The 23,458-nt window shown below is 65.7% G+C and carries 16 protein-coding genes; 9 read left to right on the top strand and 7 right to left on the bottom strand.

Going from position 1 to position 23,458, the window contains the following annotated elements; translation table 11 throughout:
- Positions 1-947 precede the first annotated feature (947 nt).
- On the bottom strand, positions 948-2,450 hold the full coding sequence (locus JO236_RS05680; protein WP_293325921.1) for a hypothetical protein: 1,503 nt from the start codon (positions 2,448-2,450) through the stop codon (positions 948-950).
- Positions 2,451-2,976: 526 nt separating this feature from the next.
- On the opposite strand from JO236_RS05680, the gene JO236_RS05675 reads away from it, so the two are divergent.
- The 3 genes from JO236_RS05675 to JO236_RS05665 all read left to right on the top strand — a co-directional run bounded on the left by JO236_RS05675 (position 2,977) and on the right by JO236_RS05665 (position 6,907).
- A complete protein-coding gene (locus JO236_RS05675; RefSeq protein ID WP_293325919.1) occupies positions 2,977-4,617 on the top strand; it encodes a hypothetical protein in 1,641 nt (546 codons plus the stop codon).
- Positions 4,618-4,981: 364 nt separating this feature from the next.
- Positions 4,982-6,127, top strand: a complete 1,146-nt coding sequence (locus JO236_RS05670; RefSeq protein WP_293325916.1) for an acyltransferase family protein — start codon at positions 4,982-4,984, stop codon at positions 6,125-6,127.
- Between the two features lie 81 nt (positions 6,128-6,208).
- Complete coding sequence (locus JO236_RS05665) at positions 6,209-6,907, top strand: class I SAM-dependent methyltransferase (protein WP_293325913.1); 699 nt, start codon at positions 6,209-6,211, stop codon at positions 6,905-6,907.
- Between the two features lie 34 nt (positions 6,908-6,941).
- Here JO236_RS05665 and JO236_RS05660 read toward each other — a convergent pair whose 3' ends face one another.
- The 5 genes from JO236_RS05660 to JO236_RS05640 all read right to left on the bottom strand — a co-directional run bounded on the left by JO236_RS05660 (position 6,942) and on the right by JO236_RS05640 (position 14,684).
- A complete protein-coding gene (locus tag JO236_RS05660; RefSeq protein ID WP_293325910.1) occupies positions 6,942-8,072 on the bottom strand; it encodes a glycosyltransferase family 4 protein in 1,131 nt (376 codons plus the stop codon).
- Positions 8,069-9,502, bottom strand: a complete 1,434-nt coding sequence (locus tag JO236_RS05655) for an O-antigen ligase family protein (RefSeq protein WP_293325907.1) — start codon at positions 9,500-9,502, stop codon at positions 8,069-8,071. Before JO236_RS05655 ends, JO236_RS05660 begins: the two co-directional genes overlap by 4 nt.
- A 32-nt stretch (positions 9,503-9,534) precedes the next feature.
- Positions 9,535-11,064 carry a Wzz/FepE/Etk N-terminal domain-containing protein gene (locus JO236_RS05650; RefSeq protein ID WP_293325904.1) on the bottom strand — a complete coding sequence of 510 codons (1,530 nt, stop codon included), beginning with the start codon at positions 11,062-11,064 and terminating at the stop codon, positions 9,535-9,537.
- A gap of 47 nt (positions 11,065-11,111) precedes the next feature.
- On the bottom strand, positions 11,112-12,695 hold the full coding sequence (locus JO236_RS05645) for a hypothetical protein (RefSeq protein WP_293325902.1): 1,584 nt from the start codon (positions 12,693-12,695) through the stop codon (positions 11,112-11,114).
- A 123-nt stretch (positions 12,696-12,818) separates the two neighbouring features.
- Complete coding sequence (locus JO236_RS05640; protein ID WP_293325899.1) at positions 12,819-14,684, bottom strand: putative bifunctional diguanylate cyclase/phosphodiesterase; 1,866 nt, start codon at positions 14,682-14,684, stop codon at positions 12,819-12,821.
- A gap of 416 nt (positions 14,685-15,100) precedes the next feature.
- Between JO236_RS05640 and JO236_RS05635 the strand changes: the two genes are divergently transcribed.
- From JO236_RS05635 to JO236_RS05615, 5 genes are all read left to right on the top strand, one after another.
- Entirely contained in the window at positions 15,101-15,901 is an 801-nt protein-coding gene (locus tag JO236_RS05635) for an FkbM family methyltransferase (protein WP_293325897.1), read from the top strand.
- Positions 15,902-16,012: 111 nt separating this feature from the next.
- Positions 16,013-17,188, top strand: a complete 1,176-nt coding sequence (locus JO236_RS05630; RefSeq protein WP_293325894.1) for an NAD(P)/FAD-dependent oxidoreductase — start codon at positions 16,013-16,015, stop codon at positions 17,186-17,188.
- On the top strand, positions 17,185-18,081 hold the full coding sequence (locus JO236_RS05625) for an RNA polymerase sigma-70 factor (protein WP_293325891.1): 897 nt from the start codon (positions 17,185-17,187) through the stop codon (positions 18,079-18,081). The genes JO236_RS05630 and JO236_RS05625 overlap by 4 nt, the downstream gene beginning before the upstream one ends.
- 46 nt (positions 18,082-18,127) lie before the next feature.
- Positions 18,128-19,384, top strand: coding sequence for an aminodeoxychorismate synthase component I (locus tag JO236_RS05620; protein WP_293325888.1), 1,257 nt, complete (start codon positions 18,128-18,130; stop codon positions 19,382-19,384).
- A gap of 123 nt (positions 19,385-19,507) precedes the next feature.
- On the top strand, positions 19,508-20,812 hold the full coding sequence (locus tag JO236_RS05615; RefSeq protein WP_293325886.1) for a hypothetical protein: 1,305 nt from the start codon (positions 19,508-19,510) through the stop codon (positions 20,810-20,812).
- A gap of 7 nt (positions 20,813-20,819) precedes the next feature.
- Here JO236_RS05615 and rsmI read toward each other — a convergent pair whose 3' ends face one another.
- Complete coding sequence (gene rsmI, locus JO236_RS05610) at positions 20,820-21,698, bottom strand: 16S rRNA (cytidine(1402)-2'-O)-methyltransferase (RefSeq protein WP_293325883.1); 879 nt, start codon at positions 21,696-21,698, stop codon at positions 20,820-20,822.
- Positions 21,699-21,765: 67 nt separating this feature from the next.
- Here rsmI and JO236_RS05605 point away from each other — a divergent pair, with 67 nt between their 5' ends.
- Positions 21,766-23,277: a dolichyl-phosphate-mannose--protein mannosyltransferase gene (locus JO236_RS05605; protein ID WP_293325924.1), complete on the top strand. Its 1,512-nt coding sequence runs from the start codon at positions 21,766-21,768 to the stop codon at positions 23,275-23,277.
- Positions 23,278-23,458 lie beyond the last annotated feature (181 nt).

Raw genomic sequence — 23,458 nt, 5'->3', positions numbered from 1 at the left:
CACCGCCGCGCAACACGGTTCGGCCGCCGCGCTGCACTACGCACAGCGATTCTCCGTGGACCACGCGGCGGAGCGGCTCCTGAGTGTGCTCACCGACGTGGCCGCAGGTCAGCCGTCGATGCCGATCAAGCCTTGACGGCGACCAGGGATTCGATCATCCGCGAACCGCTCGTACCAGATTTTCGAATCAGGGAAATAGCCGCGCATCTGCGAAATGCAGAGAAGGTTAATCTCGTCGACGTGTGCCTGCGCCTCTTCGCGGGTGTGGGTGCGAATGTGGGTTCGGTTCCAGCGCAGCGAGATCTGTATCCGCTTCGTAAGGCGGCCACTGCAGCCCCGGGAACAGCCAGTGCGGTTCGATCGGGAAGTATCGGTATGGCGTCTGAATTCCAATGCCGGTCGGCAAGGGAGTGAATGTTGTCGGCGAGCCGTTGCCTTGGCACATGGCCGCCTACGTGTTCGTTCAGCGAATTGGATAGCACCAGGTCGAAGCGTTCGCTGGTGACGGAGCTCGGCAGGTCGCACGCGTCTGCCTGAACGGCGACAATGTCGCCGGTATCCGGCTGCAACGGCAGCAGGTTCGCTGTGGTCACCGCTCGCGCCCGCGGCGGCGCGAGTTGCCACGAATCAGGGTGTTCCGCCGATATCTAGCACTCGCATTCCTCGAAATTCGGGATCACTTCGACAAGCTGCTGCCCACGGCGGGTGAGGGCTCGACCGGACAGCGACCGTCTCGAATTGACGTCAGTCGCCATGTCGCGCAGCCAGTTTGACATTCAATCCCCAGGATTCTCGATGATGCCGGACGTACTTTGGCAGCCAACGCCGTCGCAACGCTTCGAGTCCACCACTGATGACGCTTTGACCTAATTGCCTTCCTGGAGTTTACGGCGAGCCGTCCCATACGCCTGCTTGCTACCCATGTGCAGTAACTGCTCGTGGATCTCCTACTGCACGGCGTAAATGTTGAGGTAGCCCTCCTGGCCGGTGCGCTCGACACCGCGATCGGCGTACGCCCGCGAAAGCAGAAGTTTGAGTCCAGGGTATTCAGCCGACCATTCATCGCGTTGCTGCCCAATGCTCTGGATTAGGTACGTCGGATGAACCGCCGCTATCTCCTGCTCGAGCTCCATCCCACGTAGCGATGGCGTCGCGAGCGCGCCCCCATCCTTCAGGGAACAGTCGCCGATCCCGTCATGCGCCATGATTCCGATATCGACGTAGATCAGCGCGACATCACCTTGCCGGCAGTGAGCGCGAAGGTAAGCGGCGCCCTCGTCCATCGCCGATCGATACCCGCTGTTAAACATTGTCAGGACTGGGCTGATCGTAAGCATGTTGATCACCATGCCGACTGCAAGGCACGCTGCGAGCGCCGATGCCGCCGCGAATCGGTACCTGTGGAGCGCTAGCGCCGGTATCGAACTAACGACTAGGCCGAAGGCGAAAGGCCACGTGGCCATACCGGGCAGGTAATACCGGGCGGCGCTTTGTAAATAAGGTGTTTTGAAGTAATAGAAGGCGAAAAGCGCGATCGGCCACGCCATCAGAAACATCAGAGGTAGAGCGTAGGACCGTAGCCTCGATCGGCCGTCACCACTGCTGATTGCAATGACAACAGCAACCACTGCCAAGAGAATCGACAGTCCGAAACCTGAAATGACTACAGCACCAAGCTGTTTAGTGATCGTTAAATTGACGAAGTGGAATCCGGTTGTCTTCGCGAGGAACGTCGTCGGCAGGGGACTGCCGAAGTACGCAGTGGCGAACCCTAGCCACGGTGCAAAGCTCACACAAAAACCGACGATGATGGCAAGTAGCCGTGTTCGGTACTGGCCGCCCGAAAACCAAAGCGCAATGCATGTGAGCGGCAGAAACAGTCCAATCTCGAACCGTACTTCGGTGCCGAGGCCTACAAGTATACCCAAAACCAAAAAGTGCCAGGTGGATTCGCGTTTGGAACGCATAATCCACAGCGTCGTGGCGGCTATAGCGGTAACCGCCAGATAAGCAAGTGAGCTCTCCATCACCGTCCCGGACCATCGCCAGAGGTGAACGTTTGCCGCCGCCACTACAAGAGCCGCGAGCCCGCTCACCTCGGATGACATCATGGCCCGCATCGTGAAATAGGTGACCGCCAATGCCGCACTGGCAAATACGAGTGAAAACGCCTGCGCGAGTCCAACCGACCCAATGGCCAGTATCGGCAGTAGTAGCACTGTGAACAGTGGACTCGACGAAAGGTTCACGCGATCGTTGGATACAACACCCCACCCGTGACCATCGAGAATGTGCTCTGCAACAGCCAGGTGAATAAAAGCATCGTCTGAGCCAGGATATGCGGGATAGAACGTAAGTTTCACGAAAACCGGCAACAATATCAGCAAACCCACGCATAAAATAAAAACCAGCCGCTTCCTATTAAAAGTCCGTGGCTCAGCTTCGTGCATAACTTCCCTCCGCCAGGTCACTCTAGTTCGGCCGATCACTCTAACGACCAATCGACAGCCACTCAAGCTGCGTACGCAACCGCGATTTGACGCCATGCCTTTTCGGGACAGTCACGGCAGAACATCCGCATCCGGGCGCAGCACTGATCCCCGGAGCTGGCACCCCGAGGCAGCGCGCCCAGACCTGGTAAACCGTTCCCCCGGAGTTGAGCAGCGTGCGCTATCAGGTGTTCTCCGAAGGACGTTGCACTGGCTCGCCGAAGGCCAACGATTCGCCGAGTCGGTGGCAACCGACGGTTGGCTCCTGCACAGCGTCAGACTGCGGGCAGTATGCCACCCGAGTACACGGCGCCAGCGATTGACGCATTCAACCGCCGGTGCCGCATTTGCACCCGCAGCACGGCCCGGCTACTGCCCTGCGCTGCGCGCGACGGTTTGCCGCGGGCCACGCCGCACCCCTGAGCGACAAGATCTTCACCAAGGCTTCACATACGCCCGCCCGGCACGCTCATGTAATCTACATCACATGAGCGCGTGGACAGTGACAACAAGTTCCGCCACGTCGTTAACGTTAGCCACTACCAGTCAGGTATACGCATTTACGGGGTCTTCTGCCGCCACCTGGACCCTTCCGGCGGTCGGCGGCAACACTGGCTATTACTTTTATCTCTATAACAGGGGCTCAGCACGCGTGACCGTTCAGCGTGCCGGTTCAGATCATCTTTACAACGTTGGCGCCGCCGTTACGTCGATGTACATGGAACCGGGTACTTCGGCTTTGCTGATCAACGACGGCAGCTATTGGCTAGTACAGCAAAACATGCCCGTGGCGGCTGTGTACTATGTCGATGATTACGGCGCCGACCCGACCGGCACCAATAGCTCGAATACCGCCGTGGCCAATGCGGTGACGGCAATGGGCTCTAATCCTGGCGTTTTGGAATTCGGCGCTGGCAACTATTTACTCTCGGCCACCACGACGCTAGGTGCGTTCCAAAGTATCAAGGGTCAGGGTCGCGGCGTTACCACCATCACCTTCACCGGCACCGGCGACTGTTTTCGGGTGTGGGATCAGACCGCTGGTGGCACTGGAAGCGTCCCCCCGAATCCGGCCGGACTGATCGAAGGCTTCACGATTGAAGGATCAGGCGCAGGTACCAACTCGTCGGGGCTGCATATCGGTGATCTCTTCGGCGCTCAAGTGCGCGATGTGCTAATCGCGGACTTTGCCGCCTCTGGCTGCATCGGATTGTGGCTCGATAACCATAAGTCGTGGTGTGAGCGCGCCGACATCAATGCGATAATCAATAATTGCACTAACTGTGTGGTCTTCGACGTCCACAGCGGCGATCCAAGTTTCGACTATGGGATCTATAACCTGTGGGTGGACGCATATGCCAACCAAAACGGTGTCGTGGTCCGTAACGCGGCCACCCTGTATCACGTGAAATTGACCGTCTTCGCAAACTTCTTTAATTGCAACATGACTCCCAGTGGGGGTGGTGTACGCGGCGGCTGGACAACCTCGTCGACCAATACAGGCGTCGCCCTGACCGTGGGAACCACCAGCACCGACGCCGCCGGTATCTACGGCTCAGAGTTGAACTTCATTGTCGAAAATGGCGGGCTCACCGGCAGCCCGACTACATCGGGCCACTACACCATCGAGGTCGGGGATTCCGGCTGGGTTCAGGCGAATGGTGTAATTGACTTCCTGACAAACACTGGATTTACCTGGCAGAACGGCACCAACGCCAATCAATTTATTTTCGCCGGGCGCAGCAACGTCGACAGCAGCATCGGCACGACCGGGTACTCCCAATCACTCACCTCCACCGGCGCGCTGACGGCTCCACCCGGCTACGGCACCACGGGATCCGGGGGCACCATCTATTTGGGTACCGGAAACATCTTCTACCTGACACTGGCGAACGGGAGCAATACGCTGACTTTCAACGTACCTTCAGGTCAGACCGGATATTCGGCCTACGATCTGCTCCTGGCGCAACCATCATCAGGATCGGCGGGCACAGTGACGTGGCCATCGAATATGAGTTGGCTTGGCGGCAAGAGCGCACCGACTCTTTCAACAACTCCTGGCGTAATCAACCTGGTCAGGATGTACTCCTGGGATCAATCGGACTTCGTCGGCTACATGCCGCAGTGAGCGCCGCCGAGTGGCGCCAGCGTGCGCCACGTTGAACCACCCATGTCGCCGACACCGATGGCCGCCGGCTCCTTAGGTCACCGAACCGTCGCAGCTTGGCACCAGACTATAGGTCTAACTCAAGGCTATATTTGATTCGTTTCGTATGTATAATCCTTGACGTGACGACCGTTGGTATGCCAGATCGGGGTCGAATATGACCACACCCCTGGCCACAGCGTGCGGTCTCTTGACGCGCGGGACGAGCAGCATCACGGGCCGCCAAGGGCAGCGCTCACCAGCCGCTTGGCCGAAAACCGGCAACGCGAAGCCCCCAGCCGTCGTGCCCGTCCCGTGCCGCTGGCCAATCTGCAAATGAGACGAAATGACTCCTGAACTTCGCAGCCAGCCCGGTCACGCGCCCAGTGGAGCGATCAAATTCACCCCGAGTATTCAGTACCTCCGCGCTGTTGCTGCGTTATTGGTGGCGTCGTACCACGTCATGCACCACTGGCTGCCTCAGTACCATGCGCGCTATGACGTCCTGACGAGCGGGGTGGATATCTTCTTCGTTATCAGCGGCTTTGTCATGTGGGGCGTCACCGCCGGGCGTGAGGGCGGTTCGTGGTTGTTTTTCAGCAAGAGGCTGAAACGGATCGTCCCGTTGTACTGGATCGTGACCACGGCGATGTTGGCAATAGTGCTGATCAAGCCGGCGCTACTGAATACGCGCTTCAATATTGCCCACGTGGTCGCGTCCTACCTGTTCATTCCATGGCATCATCCGGTTAGCGGAGAATTCCGGCCGTTGCTGATCCCAGGCTGGACGCTGAATTACGAGATGCTGTTCTATGTCATCTTCGCGTTGATCCTGTTTATGCCCATGCGTTTTCGCCTCCGAGCCGTTGTGGGTGTGCTCGTGGGGATCGTCGCCCTCGGCTCCATTACTCACCCAACGATCGGTCAGCTCGCCTTCTACACCGACCCGATCATGCTCGAGTTCGCTATGGGCGTCTGCCTCGGCGCTGCGGTGACGGCGCAGCGCCGCGTACCGGCCCCTGTCGCGGCGGCGGCCGCGCTTGTTGGTGTCGGTCTGCTAATCGCGTCGGCATTTACCGGATTCCTGACCGACCGGGGGCTGATCTGGGGGATCCCGGCGACGCTGGTGGTGGCCGGGTGTGTCTTTCTGGAACGTGAGACCGGCGCGTGGTTGGCGCGCCTGCCGCTGCTATTGGGCGACGCTTCCTACTCCATCTACCTCGTCCACATGAGTACGGCACTGGCGGTATTCCAGGTTTGGCGCAAGGTAGACGCGCTGCACAACCCAGTAGGCATGGTCGCGACGATGATCGTCGCGCTACTCGCTTCGGCCGGGGCCGGTGTCCTCGTCTACTGGATTGTCGAACGGCCAATAGTCAGACACTTTAGGGTGCCAACACCGGAGTCAAGACCTTTGATCGCCCAAAACGGATCTCAACAGCCAGCGTCGAATCCATCGGCTCAACAGTCCAGCGCGCTCATAGGAAAGTAGTTCAGCAAAACCGAGGCAGACCACTAGACCAGTGACAGCTGAATAGTCTGTCAGCACAGCCAAAACGAAGATGAGGCACAGATGTCCCGCGATACGACGGAGATCGCAGCGGCCAAACGCGATGCGATAGTGAACCTGCTGGCGTCGCGCCATCGAGGCCCGCTTCAACGCATTCTGGTTGTCGGCTGCGGCACGGGTCTGGAAGCCGGCATCCTGGCCCGCGGCCTCGGCGCCGAGACCATCGGCATCGATGTCGGCGCGGAGTTCGCGTTCGACCACGAGGGCAGCCAGCCCGCGGTGCTCATGCCGATGGACGCCCAGCGGCTCGAGTTCGAGGACGCCGCGTTTGACGTGGTGTATTCCTTCCACGCCCTGGAGCACATTCCGGATCATCGCAAGGCCCTGTCGGAAATGAGCCGGGTGCTGCGCCCGGGCGGGACATTCTGTGTGGGCACTCCCAACAAAGCTCGGCTGGTCGGATACCTCGGTTCTGCCGATCCGTTGCGATGCAAGGTGCGGTGGAACCTCAACGATCTCTCCATGCGTCTGCGCGGCCGATGGAGCAATGAAAAGGGCGCCCATGCCGGGTTCTACGCCGATGAACTACGCGAACTGTGTGCCGAAAATTTCGGTCAGGCAAGCGAAATCACCGACGACTACTACCTGACTCTGTACGACGGGCGGCGCGAGCTGATCCGTCGGATCACGTCGAGTCGCCTTAAATACTTGATCTTCCCGTGCGTCTACTTCGCCGGGCAGCGTGTCACCACCGGCGCTTGACGCTTAGACCGGCGCATAAGAGTCACGCGCCTGTTCAAACACCTTCCTGCTGAGCTGTTTTCAGGTCCGATGTGCGCTCACCAGCGCCCGCCGTCGGCAGGCTCGCCCACACCCGCGACAACCGCCGGTACCAAGCGTCGAGCCCGAAATCGGCTGCGCGGGCACGGGCGGAAACGCCAATGCCGACCCGCAGGGACTCGTCGCAGACCAGCTCGCTGAGTGCCGCGGTGATTTCACCGGGGCACCCGGGGGCTACCACCAACCCGGTTACCCGATCGCTGACCGCCTCACCAATGCTGCCCACCAGCGTCGTCACCGGCACGAGCCCGAACGCCATCGCCTCCAGCAGCGCCATCGGCAGACCCTCGTCGCGGCTCGGCAGCACGAAAATGTGTGCGGTGCAAAGCAATTCGTCTCGAGCCGTCGGGTCCAGCCAGCCGGCCACGTGGATCGTCCCGGCTAGCCCGGCGGCCTCGACGGCCGCGCGGACCTCGTCCACCTCGCCATCGCCGGCCAGCGTCACCCGCAGCCGGCTGCGCACATCGTCGTCGAGAGCCGCAACCGCGGCGATCAGGTCGTAGCTGCCCTTGCGCACTCCTAGCCTGCCCAGCGAAACGGCGTGGACGTGCTCGGTGCCCGATTGCACCACCGGGGTCTCGGGAATCGGAACGGCGTTGTGCAGCACGCTGATTCGGCCGTCGGCCAACTGCAGCCGACTGGCGTACTCCTCGACCTGGCGCTCACCCAGCACCAGCCAGCGGTCGGCCACCAGCGCCCGCCGGACGGCACGCTGCACCACCGGCCGTTGGCGGTCGAACCAACCCCCGAAGTCGTAGCTGTGCGCATGTACCACCGTCGGCACTCCGGCCAGCCGCGCCGCGGCCAACGGCAGCGCCTTGCGAATCACGCTGCCGCCGTGCGCCAGATGAACGTGCAAGATGTCGACGCGGCGCAGCAGCACCACCGACGAGGCCCGCAGCATCCCAAAGATGCCGATCGCCAGCCGGTACCACACCGCGGCGTCGACGTAGGTCGGCACCGTACTGATGACGAACCGTTCGTCGGGGTGCGCCGCCATGAGGCTGATCACCGTGGCCATGCCCCCTCGACTGGCGGCCTGCGCCGGTGCCGGACCCACCACCAAGACTCGCAGCGGAGCGCTCACCGGACCGCGCCGACGGGCGACTCGGAGGCTTCGGCGAGGTCTGGCTCGACGAGGGTGCGCGGCAGCTTGGCGAACGCAAGCGCCGCCCCCAGCGCCATGCCGAGCGTCAGCGCGTTGGCCGGGTCCTCCGGCAGCGGGTCGACGATGCACATCACCAGCAGGCCGACGCTCACTGCCGCGCTGGCCTTCGCAGGCGCCGAGGCGCTGCGCAGCGCCCGCACCAGCGGCGTCAACGCGAACACCGCGAACCCCACCATGCCGACCGCCCCGGATTTGGCGAGCCACCACAGATAGAAGTTGTGCGCGTAGGTGGTGCCCAAAGACTCGGTGAATTCGTCCACGTCGCCGCTTCCGAACGGCAGCTGGTAGGCGTAGCCCAGGCCGTGGCCGAACAACGGCGCCGCGGCGATGACGTGGTTGAGGTGGGCATCCTCGGCCAGCCTCGCCTGTGTGGAGGGGTCGGCGGCCAGCGCGCCGGTCGACGTCCGGCCCAGCACCCGGTGATTGAATCCGGTGATCTGGTTGGCCAGCCACTCCCCGGCCGCCGAATCCCCCAGCAGGAACAGCGCGCCGGGCACCGTCACCGCCAATATGCCGGCGCCGATGATGGTCAGCCGGACGGCACGGCGCACGGCCGACCAACCCAAGCTGGCGAAGAACGCGACGGCGGCGGCCACCCCCACCGAGATGAGGGTGTTGCGGGAGAATGCCAGCACCGAGATGACCAGCGCGGGCAGGCCCAATGACAGGTAGGCCGTTGGCTTGACGCGGCCGACGATCTGCGCGGCGACCAATCCGGTCAACACGGCGATGGCCGGTATCAGGGTGGTGGTGATCACGCGCAGGGCCGCATCGCCGGTGTCTGATTGCAGGCTCTCCAGCCGGCCGGCCACATGGATGGCCCCCAACGAGCTCAAGACGGCCATGCCCGCCGAAAACCACATCGTCACGGCTATCGCATTGACCGCCAGCTTGATGTAGCTGCCGTACACGATCACCATCGCGAGCACGAAGCCGGCGACCATCTCCAGCAGGAACGTCGCTTCGCGGACCACGATGGCGGCGGGATGGTGTGTCACGAATCCGACTGCGGCAAAGTAAAACACGGTCAGCGTGAACACCCCTGGCAACAGATACTCGGCCAGGCGCAGCCGTACGACGGGTAGAACGAAACAGATCGCGATCACCAGCACCACGTGGTAGGCGTAGATCGACACCGGGCCGATCACCTTGCCGATGTGCAATCCGTCCGGCAGCGCCGCGAAGGCCATGAACAACGCCAGCCCGATCATCAGCTCGGGCCGCGCCCAATACACGATCAGGCAGAACGTCGCTGCAACCAGCATGATCCCCTGCGTGGTGCTACGCACCGACAGCGCGCCAAAACCGAAGCAGCCCAGCAGGAATAGCGCCAGGACGGCTCCGGCCATCGCCAGGCGGTGACGACTGCGCAGGTATCGGATCACGTCGGTCCGCTGATCTTCGCGCGGTAGGTCCGGGCCGAAGCCCTGGTGTGCCGGGCTATCCGGGCACCGGTCAGCACGGTGCCCACGACGTTGGCGCCGGCCCCGCGCAACGCGGTCAACGCGTCGGCGAGTTCGTCCTCGGTGGTGCGGCCGGCCCGCAGCACCAAAACGGTCGCTTCGACGGCGCCGCCCAAAAGGCCGGAGTCGGCCGCCGCCAGCACCGGTGGACCGTCGATGACCGTGCGGTCGAAGGTTGCCGACACGTCGCGCAAGACCTTGTCCACCACCTCGGGCAGGTACGCGCTGGTGGGTAGGGTCTCCCGGCGAACCGAGCGCGCCGCGAGCACGAAAAGCTTCGGAATCGGGGTGGGCTTGGTGGCTTCCGTCACGATGTCCGGGTTGGCCAGCGCGTTGCCCAGGCCCTCCCCGGACTCGACTTTCAGCAGACCGGCGATGACCGGGCGACGCGTGTCGCCCTCGACAAGCAGGACGTCGTCGCCGAGTTCGGCGAAGGCACGCGCCAGGTACAGCGCCGTCGTCGTCGTTCCCTCACCGCCGAAGGGCGCGGTCACCAGAACCCTGCGCGCTCCGGGTCCCATCGCGCGCAGCAGACGCGCGCGCAGGCCCCGCACGGCGTCGTCAAACGCGATGTTCGTGCCGAATCGTGGTGCGGTGCCGCGGCGTCCGGGCAGCTCTGCCAGGGTCGGCAAGCCCGAAAGTTGTTCCAGCTTCGCGCGATCACGCACGGTGCGGTCGCCGGCCTCGCGCGTCAAGGCCACGCCGGTGCCCAGAATCAGACCCGCCAACAGCCCCAACGCCATGTTGCGCACCGGAACCGGTCGCACCGGACGGTCGGGCACACCCGGCGGCTCGATGATCGTCGCCCTGGCTATCGGAACGTTCGGAGAGGGCGGCTGCGGTGTGGCTGTTTGCGGGTCCACCGCCGGTGTGGGCGTCGGCGTGATGGCGTCGGTCGCCTGCGGCTGCGTGGTCTGGTCGCCGTTGTCCGTCGGCGCGGCCGCCGACGTCGTGGGCTGGGCGGTGGACGTCGGCGGTGGGGTGCTGGCGGGCGCGCCCGGGAGCTTGGCGCCCGTGCCGAGCGCCCCGACCATCGAGGTGAACGCCTCGGCCATCGCCTTCGTCAGCACCGCCGAGCGCTTCGGGTCGCTGTCGGTGACGGTGATGGTGAGCAGCGTCGACTTCGGGGTGAACTCCACCTTGGTCTGGCGGGCCAGCGCGTCCGGACTGATCGAGAGGTGCGACTGCTCGACCGCGCGCTGCGCCACCGCATGCCCGCCCGCGACCGCCGCGTAAGAGGACAGCCGCTCCTGCGCGGCCTGGGTGCCCGAGAACACCTGGGATAGGTCAGTCTCTCCGGAAAACGAGATCAGCACGGTGGCCGACGATTCGTAGATTTTGGTTTGGAATGCCGTGATCGCCGCGGCCCCGGCAAGGCAGGCCAGCAGCGCGCCGACAAACAGCATCCAGTGGCGGCCGAGTGTCCTAACGAAGGTGCGGAAGTCCATCGATCACTGCCTCTCTGGGCTGTTGGGGCGCTCGGTGGCGAAGAGTGTCATACCCCGCTGGTTCCGGCTAGCGTGCCGCGCGGGATGTCCAGCGTGGCGATTGGGTAGAAGCCGGACTCGTCGCGGCCGTCACGGGCGAGGTGCATGGGCGGGTAGTTCATCACGTGCGAACCGTTCGGTTTGTGCTGTTGCCACTCCACCAACGCACGCAACGTGTAGTGACCGGGCGGCAGGTCCTTCAGCTCGATCTGCACGGTTTCGCTCGCCGTTGATGGGTCCACTTGGTCAGTGTGATCGCCCTGCTGGTCGTGCACCAGAGACTTCAGGTTGACCGTTGCCGCAAGCGTCCGGATCACCTTCCCGGAATAGTCCACCAGCCGATAGCCGGGCACCCAGTTCTCGGTGGCCACGGCCGAGCCGGTATTGGTCCACGTGACCGAGATCGACGCGACCTTGTCGCGGATGGCCTGCGAGCCTTGCCGGGCCTCGGCGGTGTACCGGTAGCCGGCGCTGGCGTTGGCTTGCGCCCACAGCACGTACAGCTGGGGATCCATCGGCGACGTCGCTTGCTGGTCCGGAAAGTTGACGCTCGACGTCATCGAGACGTGGTACCTGACGACGTCCCGCAGGCCCTTCTGGTAGTAGGCCTGTGGGGTTGTGCCGCTCTGCAGCTGGCACCACTCCGTGATGACCGGCGCCGCCGCGAGGCGCTGCCGCAGGGCGGCGACCAGCGGGTCTTTGATCTGGACGTAGTGGGAAGCGTTGGATTCGGCCCATGTCGGAAACGGCGCGTAGACGCCGAGGCAGTCGGAGCGGATGCCCACCGGACCGACCAGCCTTCTGGTGACGTCGTCGGCGAGCAGTTCGCGGACGATCTCCGGGTTGTTCGGGGAGACCACGAGCTGCGTGTGTGGGAAGGCACTCACGTTCGCGTCGACAAGCCGCTTGATGGCGGCGATGACGATGTTCTGATCGCTGAACTGGCTGTAGTAACCCAGGGCCTTTTCGCTGTCGTCCGGCGCCGGACCCGGCGCGTTGAGCGAGTCACGCAGGTAGGCGACGTGGTTTTCGCTGAAGTCGCCGTAGCCGGAGAACTCGAAAACGCTCAGCCGCTCGTCCCCGTCGTACCGACGGCCGAGCGCGGCGAGCAGCTGGCCGAAATCGTTCAGATAGGTGGGGTCGTTGAAGTTGGGCACCACCTGCGTCACCCCGGGTGCGGACCCGTCCGCCGGCCCGGGATAGCTGGTGCTGGTGCCGGCGCGGGCGCGCTCCCAGTCGGGGATCTCGATGTTGGTGTTGTTGGGATAGGACGCGTTGCAGCAGGAGTTGTAGGCCAACACCCGCAGCGTCAGCCGCATGCCACGGGCAGCGAGCTTGGACAGCGCGTCGTCGATCACGCTGAAATCGAACCTGCGGTCATCGGGTGCGCCCGCCGGCAATGTGGCCGGATCAGTCGGCTGCAGCTGGCGCCACGTGACCCGCAGGCTGGCGTCGTAGGCGGCGGGCCAGGCCGGATATTTCTGCTGGGCCGGATCGCTCTGCGGGAAAAGGGGTTCCAGCAGATCCTCGTACTGCCCGCGCAACGGGTTGGGAATCTCCTGGGTGTCCGCCGGGATCGCCGGACTGACCATCGCGGTCAGCGGAGAGGTGGGGGTTGCCGAGCTACATCCGTTGAGCACCAAGAAAGAAACGGCCGCGCACGCGACAGCGACCAGTGGGCGTTTCCTAATTGTCTCTGACCATTCTCTGCTGAGCTAAATCGCGCCGAGCGTCAGCGCCTCGCGGTCGGCGAGAAACGGCATCGGCATCCAGCGCGCGGACAACAACGCCTCCATCGCGTTGCCCGGGACGGGACGCGAAAGCAGGAACCCTTGCGCCCGGTGGCATCCGTGTTGCATCAATGTCAGTGCGGCAGCCGGTGTTTCGACGCCTTCAGCCACCAGTTGGAGGCCGAACGCCTCGGCCAGCCCGATGATGGCGCGAACGATCGCCAGGTCGCCCGCATTGGTCCCCAGGTCGCGCACGAACCCGGTGTCGATCTTGAGCATGTCGACCGGGAGGGACTTCAGGTGGGACAACACGGCGTAACCCGTACCGAAGTCGTCGATGGCGATCTGGACCCCGACCTCTTTGAGTTCCGAAAGCGTCTTGCGCGTGGCTTCGATGTCGTGAACCACGGCGCGCTCGGTGATTTCGAGGCAGACCGATCCGCCGTCGATGCCGAACTCGTCGATGGTGTCCGCGACGCTTCGCACGAAACCGCGGGTGATCAGTTGGACGGGCGAGACGTTGATGCGCAGGATCGCGCTCTGTCCCACACCATTGGAGCGCCACCGGCTGAATTCGGCGCAGGCGCTGCGCATCACCCACCGCCCCAGTTCGCCCGCGAGGTTGGTCGACTCGGCTACGCCGATGAACGAGTCGGGCAGCAATAGCCCCCAGATCGGGTGCCGCCAGCGGACCAGCGCCTCGGCGGCGACGATCGCGCCCGTCCACAGATCCACCTCGGGCAGGTAGTGCAGCAGCAGGGCCTCGCTGTCGATGTCGCCCTGCAGGTGCAGTTCGATGTCGTTGCGGAAGGCGCTCTTCAGCGACATGTCGTCGGTGGACAGTGCCACCTGGTTGCCGCCCGCGCGCTTGGCCGAAAGGACTGCCTCGTCGGCGCGGCGAAGCAGGTCGGTGCTGTTGTCACGGCCCGGCATCCCCACGGCCAATCCGATGCTGACCGAGCGGGTGATCTGATGGCCGCCGATCGCCAGGCGCTCGCGCACCATCGTCGAAAGACGGCGGGCCAATGCTTCCGCGGTCCCGGTGGACATCGGCTGGTCCGGAATCACGACGAATTCGTCCCCACCGAGTCGGGCGATCATGCTCTGACTGCCCGCGCACACCCGCAGACGCTGGGCGAAAACCCGGATGAACCAGTCGCCGGCGGTGTGGCCGAGGTAGTCGTTGATCGACTTCAACCGGTCGAGGTCCAGGTACAGCACCGCCACGGGTCCCGGGCTGCCCGCCGAGAGCCGGTCGGAAAGGTGCGCGACTAGTGCACGACGGTTGTACAGGCCGGTTAGGTCGTCGTGTTCGGCCAGGTAGCGGAGCTTTTCTTCGGCCGCGATCCGGGCCTGCAGCTGGGCGAACAGCGCGGCGACCGCCTCCAGGGTGTTGATCTCCTCCTGCTTCCACCTGCGGGCGCCGAACTTCACGAAACCCAGCACCCCGGTGGTCATCTCGCCGGAGACCAGCGGCGCGGCGGCCACCGAGGGCGATGCGGCCGACTTGTTGTTGCCCATCCAGCGCTGGAAGTAGCCGTTCGCGTGCTCGGGGCGGATCACGACGGGTTTCCTGCCGTGTTCGCACTCCGCGAGCACCGGGTCCGCACTGGTGAAGTGGACGACGGCCTGCGGGTCGGGGTCCGGAACATCCACTCGGGGCGGCCACTCCGCCACCAGCACCGAGGCCCGGATGTCGTGGTCGTGGTGCCGCAGGAAGCTGGCATCCACGTCGAACTGCTCGACGAGCTGCGCCAGCACCTGCTCGCTCACCTGGGTCGCCGTGGACGCGGTGGCCTCCATTAGCTGGGTGGCCACGGAGGTGACGACCAGGTCCAGGCTGCGCGGCACTAGGTCCTCCGTCTATAGACGTTGTCCCGACAGGGCTAACCCCCATTATGGGCGGTTAGCCCAGACAGGGACGGTCTTCAAGATGCTCCCTCGGATGCACGCCGATGCGCATCCAACGGGCCCCCTTGTTGGCGTTGGTTGTCTGCTGGGTTCACTCAAGATTGCGTTGCCGGGACCGGGGCTGGTCACAGGTTAATAGTAGGGAAAGCGTATCATGCGCGGCCCGCTCTTACTGCCTCCGGCTCCACCTGTGATCGTCGAGGTCAGCGCCATTTTGACGGCTGTACCCGGGGTGGTGCAAGCACGCCACGACACACCCGTCGGGGCCGGAACTGGGAGGGGACTGCTACGGGGTGAAATCGGGATAAAGTGGTGACTCCGCAACTCGAAGCAAGGGGCCGGGGAGACCACAACGAATGCCTGTCGTGCGCTCCGCCAAACGTTGGCTCGCGCCTGCGGTAAGGACCCTGGCACCTCGCCTGTTCTGGCGCCGCAGATACGGCATCCTGCAGCGCCTCGGCGAGTCCCGGGCCGACGTGGCGCTAGTTCGCTCGCTGTGTGATCCGGACCGTGTCTCGCTGGACATCGGCGCCGATGTCGGGGAATTCGCGATCGCGATGCTCGGAGCGTCGCGATCGGTCATCGCGTTCGAACCCCGACCGGAGCAGGCCCGTGAGCTGGCGTCGATGTTCGGTGCGGTCGGCGCCCCCGTGCGCATCGAGGCCATCGCGCTCTCGGATCGGTCCGGGTCGGCGGCCATGCGCGTGCTGGAGTCCGAGCCCGGGCGCAGCACGATCGACAGCGCGAACCCCCTCAACGATCTGGACGACAGCACGATCGACACCGTCGACGTGCCGCTGAAGCGTCTCGACGATCTGCGCCTGGACAACATCGGACTGGTCAAGGTCGACGTAGAGGGCCACGAACTGGCCGTGCTGCGTGGCGCCGTCGAGACCCTCACCCGCAACCGGCCTGCGATCGTCGTCGAGGCCGAAGAACGCCACCGCCCGCACGCCGTGACCGAGATCACCGAGCTGCTGGCCGGTCTCGGCTATGCGGGCTTTTTCGAGACGGACGGCGCACGCCGGCCGATAGCGGAATTCGACGCCGCCCTGCACCAGAACCCTGCAAACATCGGGGGCCCGGAAACGGACTGGGCGCCACGCGGGGTCTACGTCAACAACTTCGTCTTCTTGCCTTCTGAAACGGCTTTGTGAAACGGCTTTGTGAAACGGCTCACAATCGCACCTTCGGCTGTCACGCCGGCCCGGGCTGCGGTGTCTTGAGGGCACAAGTCCAGTGCCACCGCAAGAAAAGAGGGCAGATCAATGACCGAGAACACGCGCGTCGTGGTGATCGGCGGCGGATATGCCGGAACCATGACGGCCAACCGTTTGCGCCGTCGCGCCGACGTCGACGTCACACTGGTCAACCCGCGCCCGGTCTTCGTCGAGCGAATTCGGCTGCACCAAATGGCCGCGGACACCGGTACCGCCACCGTCGACTACGGCACCCTGCTGGGTGCGGATGTCCGGCTGGTTGTCGACGGCGCCGACCACATCGACGCCGGCGCGCGACGGGTCCTGCTGACCTCCGGTGCGGCGCTGGACTATGACTACCTCGTATACGCCGTGGGCAGCACCGGCGGTGCGCCCGTGGCGGTTCCCGGCGCCGCCGAATTCGCTTATGCGGCATGTGATCTGGAAGGTGCCAAGCGGCTACGGTATGCGCTGGCCGACCTGCGCCCGGACGCCGCGGTCACGGTAGTCGGCGGCGGCTTGACCGGCATCGAAATGGCGTCCGAGCTTGCCGGGCGCTGCGGCCAGGTCACCCTGGTCTGCGGTCCGATCCTGGGACCGTCGTTGAGCAAACGCGGGCGCCGATCAGTGGCCAGGCAGCTGCGCCGCCTCGGGGTGAAGGCCCTGGAATCCGTGGCGGTCAGCCAGGTTCGCTGGGACTCGGTGGTGCTCGACGACGGCACCGTGCTGCCCAGCGCGGCGACGGTGTGGACGGCGGGCTTCGGAGTGCCGGACTTGGCCGCGCGCAGCGGTTTTCGCACCGATGCACTGGGCCGGCTGCTCACCGATGAAACGCTGACCAGCATCGACGACGACCGAATCGTCGCCGCCGGTGACGCCGCCGCGCCGTCGGGCCGACCGTTGCGGATGAGCTGCCAGGCCGCCATCCCGCTGGGGGCCCAGGCCGCCGACACCGTGCTCAGCCGCATCGCCGGGAAGCCACCCGCGGCGCTTAACCAGGCGTTCGTCGGACAGTGCATCAGCCTGGGCCGCTCCCACGGCACCATCCAGTTAGCCCGCACTGACGACACCCCGGTCAACCTGTACCTGGGCGGCCGGACCGCCGCGTCCATCAAGGAAGCGATTTGCAAGGGCACGCTGTGGGGGCTGCGGCGCGAGGCCGCCAAACCCGGCTCCTACTTCTGGCTCAAGGGTGGCAAGCGGCCGGCGCAACTGCCGACCGACCAGCCCGCCGCACTGCGATGACGTCGTCATCCGAGCACGCCGAGCGGTTCACCCTGCTGCGCCCGTTGCTGTTCACCATCGCCTACGAGATCCTGGGCTCGGCAACCGAATCCGACGACGTGCTGCAGGACAGCTATCTGCGGTGGGCGACCGTGGACCTGTCGACGGTGCGCGACAGCAAGTCCTATCTGGCCCAGCTGGTCACCCGCCAGGCACTCAACGCGTTGCGGGCCGACGCGCGCCGCCGGGAGGAGTACGTGGGGCCGTGGTTGCCCGAGCCGCTACTCCTCGACGAGCAGGACCCGTCCGCCGATGTCGTTCTGGCCGAATCGGTTTCGATGGCGATGCTGGTCCTGCTGGAAACGCTGAGTCCCGACGAGCGGGCGGTGTTCGTGCTGCGCGAGGTATTCGGATTCGACTACGGCGAGATCTCCGAGGCGGTGGGCAAGCCGGCTCCGGCGGTAAGGCAGGTCGCGCACCGGGCGCGCGAACACGTGCACGCGCGACGCAAGCGGTTCGGTCAGGTCGACCCGCAGCGCAACGCCGAAATCACCGCGCAGTTTCTGGCCACGGCGGCCGACGGCGACGTGGACGCACTGATGGCGATGCTCGCCCCGGACGCCACCTGGGTGGCCGACGGCGGCGGCAAGGTGAGCGCCGCCCGCAGGCCGGTGGTCGGTGCCGAGCGCGTGGCGCGCGCCATCGTCGGCCTGATACGTAAGGCATGGGGCAAGGTGCGGGTGGAAATGGTGACCTGCAACAGCGCCCCGGCGGTGCTGTTCTACGCCGACGACCACCTGGAAGGGGTCATCACGGTCGGCATCGCCGACGGCAAGATCACCGACTTCTACGTGGTGCGCAACCCCGACAAGCTGACGGCGCTGGCCGAGGCGCGCGCGATCAGTCGCGGCTAGACCGGGCTTGGAGTGCGAAAATGCGGCGTTCTGTCAAGCTAGGGCGGTGCGAATCGATCGGCTCGGCGACCTCGGCGGCGCGCCCGCGGTGCTGCGCGCGATCGGCGACGCCACCAGCCGGCTCGACCTGCCCCCGCCGGCGGCGCTGACCGGCGAATGGTTCGGCGCGCTGGCCGTGATCGCGCCCAGCCTGTCGGCTCGCGCCGTCGACGTCGAATCGGTCTTCGCGGTCGGGCCCGGCACCTTGGACGCGTCCGACACTCGGGCGGTGGGCGGCGGCTGGATCGGTTACCTGTCGTATCCGGACCCCGCGGCCGACGGGCGGGCAAATAGGCTCCCCGAAGCCGCCGGCGGCTGGACCGACTGCGTCCTGCGCCGCGATCAAGACGGGCAGTGGTGGTACGAGAGCCTGTCCGGCGCGCCCATGCCGAATTGGCTGGTCGACGCCCTGGCGGCCACGCCGGCGCCCGCGCGGGCCTGCCGCATCGACTGGGGGCCCGCCGACCGGGCGGCCCACCGCGAGGGCGTGCTGGCCTGCCTGGAGGCGATCGCCGCCGGGGAGGTCTACCAGGCCTGCGTGTGCACGCAGTTCGCCGGGACTGTGAGCGGTGACCCGCTGGACTTCTTCGTCGAAGGGGTGGCGCGCACCTCGCCGGCCCGGGCCGCGTACGTCGCCGGACCCTGGGGGGCGGTCGCGTCGCTGTCCCCGGAGCTCTTCCTGCGGCGTCGTGGCGCCGTGGTGGCATCGAGCCCCATCAAGGGCACCCTGCCGTTGCATGCCTGGCCTTCGGCACTGCGCGCGTCAGCAAAAGAGGTAGCCGAGAACATCATGATCGTCGATCTGGTCCGCAACGACCTCGGCCGGGTCGCCATAACCGGCTCGGTGACCGTGCCGGAGCTGTTGGTGGTGCGGCGCGCGCCGGGGGTCTGGCACCTGGTGTCCACCGTGTCGGCCCGGGTGCCCGCCGAGTTGTCGACGTCGGAACTCCTGGACGCCGCATTCCCACCGGCTTCGGTCACCGGAACGCCCAAACTTCGTGCGCGCCAACTTCTTTCGCAGTGGGAATGGAATCGCCGCGGGATATACTGCGGCACAGTCGGTTTAGCATCCCCGATCGCGGGGTGTGAGCTGAACGTCGCGATCCGCACGGTCGAGTTCGACGGTGTTGGCAACGCCGTCCTGGGAGTCGGCGGCGGCATCACCGCCGACTCCGACCCGGACGCCGAATGGCAGGAGTGCCTGCACAAGGCCGCGCCCATTGTCGAGGTGCCGGTCCCGGCGCCCGCGGCGTCGGTCAGCTAACTGATCACCCTGCACACCGTCGCCATGTTTTCGCGTAAACGGCACATCCGCCGCGCCGACCGCCTAAGCTCGAAGCCATTGACCCGTGCCTATCGCGAGTCGAATGCGAAGAGGGGGTCCGTGATGAGAACCGCTGTCCTGGGTGCCGCAGGAGCGGCACTGTTGGGTGGCACGCTCGCATTTACGCCGCTGACCACGGTCGATACGCGGATTCCTGACGCGGGATGCACCAACGGGCACTGCGAGCGACTGGCCACCGTGCTGATGCCAGAGACTCCGGCGCCGGCAGGGCAACCGACCCCGGCGTCCCCACCCACCCCGTTTGACGGTTCATCGCACGTCATAGCTCCGGCGGCCGTTCCCGCCGCGGCCACCCCGGGAAGCGGCCGCGTAACGCCCGGGACGGCCAGCCCGGGCTCGTCCGGCAACTACGGCGGGGGCACTCCCAGCACCGGTGCTTCGGGCGCCGGCAGTCCCGGCAGCAACGGCGCCGGCGTAGCCGGTCCCGACGCGGGCGATCCGGGCCTCGGCGTTCCCGGCGTGCCCGACATACTTTCCGGCGTTCCCGGCCTGGACGGCCTTGGCGACTACGGTGCCCTGCTCGGCGTGCCGGCCGGTGTCAACGCGGCCACCTCGATCATTTCCGGCGTACTGGGTATCGGCGGCACCGCCGTCGGCCTGGTGAGCTCGGCCGCCTGGGCCATCACCGCACTGTCCTACGCCTACAGCATCGCGAACTCCTCGGGTCTGCTCGCCGCCACCAACGGCGCGATCGCCGGGTCTCCGTTCGGCACCTTCTTCAACGGGGCATCCGCGCCCGGGGCGTCTTCGCCTATGGCCGCGGCCATGACTGGCGCCATGTCCGGCGTCAGCGGGCTCGTCGGCGGGGCGGGCTCCCCCCTGCAGCAGATGCTGCAGGGCGGCATCCCGGCGGCCGTGATGAGCAACCCCACCATGCAGGCCGCAGCCCTGGCCGCGCTGCCCGCGGTCGCGGGAGCCACGCTGCCGGGAGTGGGACTTCCGGCCGTCGGCCTGCCGGCCGGGCTTCCCCAGATTCAGGCTCCGCAGCTGCCCGGAGGGCTGCCGCAGATCCAGGGGCCGCAGCTGCCGGGCGGGCTGCCGCAGATCCAGGCCCCCCAGTTGCCCGCCGGCCTGCCCCAGATCCAGGGGCCGCAGTTGCCTGCGGGCCTGCCGCAGGTGCGGGGACCGCAGCTGCCGCAGATCCAGGGCCCACAACTGCCGCAGGTCCAGGGTCCGCAGCTGCCGCAGATCCAGGGCCCACAGCTGCCGCAGATCCCACCGCCGCAGTTGCCGCCGCTGCCGCAGATCCAACCGCCCCAGCTGCCGCAGATATCGCCTCCGGAGATCCATCCGCCGCGCCTCTGCGGTCCCCAGATCGGCCCCTTCCAGGCCTGCGTGGGCGGCTGAGCGTAATTCAGGCTTCGGGCTCGGCCGTCTCCTGGCGTGACCGCAGCACCGCGTCGTAGAGCTGGCGCGTGCGCACCTCCGGATAACCCGCGGCCACATGGCTGCACGCATCTTTGACGCGAATGCCGCCCGCCACAAGGTTCTCCACCTCGACGACCAGGACATCCAGCAGATCGGCAACCAGCTGCGGCTGGTCTGCACGCGGAGTGGCTCCGGCGAGCACCACGGTGATTTCGCCGAGCACACCGTCGCTCGCCCATGCGGCCAGCTCGTCGAGCGATCCGCGCATGATTTCCTCGTGAACCTTCGTTAGCTCACGGCACACCACCGCCTGACGGTGTCCACCGAGCTGCTCGACGGCGTCCGCTAGGCATGCGGCGAGCCGGCGTGGTGACTCGAAGAAGACGCAGGCGCGCCGCTCGTCGGCCAGGGACGCCAGCCATGCTCTGCGGGCCGATTTCTTGCGCGGAGCAAAACCCTCGAAGCAGAACTTCTCCGCCGGCACACCGGAGACCGCCAATGCCGTGGTCACCGCGGACGGTCCGGGCAGACACTGCACCAGCAGGCCGGCGTCGGCGCAGGCCACCACCAGCCGATAGCCGGGGTCGCTGATCACCGGCATTCCGGCGTCGCTGACCACCAGCACCGTCGCCCCCTCGGTGATCGCGCTTACCAGACCGGCCACGCGGGCGGCCTCGACCCGGTCGAACAGGCTGACCAACCGGCCGGTGATCGTGACATCCAGCGCTTTGGCCAGAATCCGCACCCGCCGGGTGTCCTCGGCCGCCACCACGTCGGCCTGCGCCAGCGCGTCCCTGAGCCGAGGCGATGCGTCCGCCGGCTGGCCCAGCGGGGTCGCAGCGAGCAACAGGCGCCCAGATGTCATGACGGACAGCCTACGATCGACACCGATGACTGCCCCGCCCCAAGAAATCCCGGACATCCAGGAGCGTGTGGTTCCCGTCGTCAGCCCCGGGCCGTTGGTTCCGGTCGCGGACTTCGGGCCGGTGGACTGGCTGCGCGGCTGGGTGGTGACCGCTGTGCTCACCGTGCTGGCTGCGGTGACCCGGTTCCTGAACCTGGCGTCGCCGACGGATGCCGGCACCCCGATTTTCGACGAGAAGCACTACGCCCCCCAGGCCTGGCAGGTGTTGCACAACCATGGGGTGGAGGACGATCCCGGGTTCGGCCTGGTGGTTCACCCTCCGGTCGGCAAGCAGATGATCGCGATCGGTGAGGCGATCTTCGGTTACAACGGTCTAGGTTGGCGGTTCACGGGCGCGCTGTTGGGCGTCATCACCGTGCTGCTGGTGACGCGGATTGTGCGCAGGCTCAGTCGCTCGACGTTGATCGGCGCCATCGCCGGGGTGTTGCTCATCTGCGACGGTGTCAATTTTGTCGCCGCGCGTACCGCGCTGCTGGACGGGTTTCTCACCTTTTTCGTGGTCGCGGCGTTCGGTGCGCTCATCGTCGACCGCGATCAGGTGCGCGAACGGATGCACCTCGCGCTGCTGGAGGGCCGTATCGCCGATACCGTGTGGGGCCCGCGCCTGGGTGTGCGCTGGTGGCGCTTCGGCGCCGGGGTGCTGCTCGGTCTGGCGTTCGGGACGAAATGGTCGGGGCTGTACTTCATGCTCTTCTTCGGCCTAATGTCGTTGGGCTTCGACGTGGCCGCCCGGCGTCAGTACCAGGTGCCGAGGCCGTGGTTGGGTGTGCTGCGGCGGGACTTGATCCCAACCGGATATGCGCTGGGGCTCATACCCTTTGGCGTATACCTGGCCACCTATGCGGGCTGGTTCGCCTCCGAGACCGCGATCGACCGGCATCAGGTGGGCCTGACGATCGGTCCCCACAGCGTGGTGCCGCTGCCCGACGCCATTCGATCGCTCTGGTACTACACGGCCAAGGCGTTCCAATTCCACGCGGGCCTAACCAATTCCGCCGGCAACTACCATCCGTGGGAGTCCAAGCCGTGGTCGTGGCCGATGTCGTTGCGGCCGGTGTTGTATGCCATCGATCAGCAGAACGTGTCCGGTTGCGGTGGTCAGTCATGCGTCAAGGCGGAGATGCTGGTGGGCACTCCCGCAATGTGGTGGCTGGCGGTCCCGGTCTTGCTGTATGCGTTGTGGCGCACGCTGATTCGTAGGGACTGGCGTTATGCCGTCGTGTTGGTCGGGTACTGCGCCGGGTGGCTGCCCTGGTTCGCCGACATCGACCGGCAGATGTACTTCTTCTACGCGGCGACCATGGCACCTTTCCTGGTGATGGCCATCGCGCTGATTCTCGGCGACATCCTGTACCAGCCGCGTCAAGGCGTCGAGCGCCGGGCGCTGGGGCTGATCGCCGTGTGCTGTTACGTGGCGTTGGTCGTGACGAATTTCGCGTGGCTGTTTCCGGTGCTCACCGGTCTGCCAATCTCACAGCAGACCTGGAACATGGAGATCTGGCTGCCCAGTTGGCGATAGGGCGCCCGGCGCCCGTCGCGCTGTCGCGCCCGGCGCCGGCGCGCCCGGCGCGCCCGCCCCGTCGCCGTCGCGCCGAGATTGCCGTGAGGGCTGCGATTTCGCCAGGTTCACGACCATCACGGCAATCTCGACTAGAGATGTCGGCCACCCCCATCATCATCGCCTCATGACACGTTCCCCT

Origin of the sequence: Mycobacterium sp. (assembly GCF_019247635.1) — a bacterium.
Classification (GTDB): Bacteria; Actinomycetota; Actinomycetes; order Mycobacteriales; family Mycobacteriaceae; genus Mycobacterium.
This window is presented reverse-complemented; position numbering and strand designations above follow the sequence as displayed.

Excerpts from the sequence above, each read along its gene's own strand:
- JO236_RS05680 (WP_293325921.1), bottom strand. The coding sequence starts at position 2,450 with ATGCACGAAGCTGAGCCACGGACTTTTAATAGGAAGCGGCTGGTTTTT.
- JO236_RS05675 (WP_293325919.1), top strand. The coding sequence starts at position 2,977 with ATGAGCGCGTGGACAGTGACAACAAGTTCCGCCACGTCGTTAACGTTA.
- JO236_RS05670 (WP_293325916.1), top strand. The coding sequence starts at position 4,982 with ATGACTCCTGAACTTCGCAGCCAGCCCGGTCACGCGCCCAGTGGAGCG.
- JO236_RS05665 (WP_293325913.1), top strand. The coding sequence starts at position 6,209 with ATGTCCCGCGATACGACGGAGATCGCAGCGGCCAAACGCGATGCGATA.
- JO236_RS05655 (WP_293325907.1), bottom strand. The coding sequence starts at position 9,502 with ATGGCCGGAGCCGTCCTGGCGCTATTCCTGCTGGGCTGCTTCGGTTTT.
- JO236_RS05650 (WP_293325904.1), bottom strand. The coding sequence starts at position 11,064 with ATGGACTTCCGCACCTTCGTTAGGACACTCGGCCGCCACTGGATGCTG.
- JO236_RS05645 (WP_293325902.1), bottom strand. The coding sequence starts at position 12,695 with ATGGTCAGTCCGGCGATCCCGGCGGACACCCAGGAGATTCCCAACCCG.
- JO236_RS05635 (WP_293325897.1), top strand. The coding sequence starts at position 15,101 with ATGCCTGTCGTGCGCTCCGCCAAACGTTGGCTCGCGCCTGCGGTAAGG.
- JO236_RS05630 (WP_293325894.1), top strand. The coding sequence starts at position 16,013 with ATGACCGAGAACACGCGCGTCGTGGTGATCGGCGGCGGATATGCCGGA.
- JO236_RS05625 (WP_293325891.1), top strand. The coding sequence starts at position 17,185 with ATGACGTCGTCATCCGAGCACGCCGAGCGGTTCACCCTGCTGCGCCCG.
- JO236_RS05615 (WP_293325886.1), top strand. The coding sequence starts at position 19,508 with ATGAGAACCGCTGTCCTGGGTGCCGCAGGAGCGGCACTGTTGGGTGGC.
- rsmI (WP_293325883.1), bottom strand. The coding sequence starts at position 21,698 with ATGACATCTGGGCGCCTGTTGCTCGCTGCGACCCCGCTGGGCCAGCCG.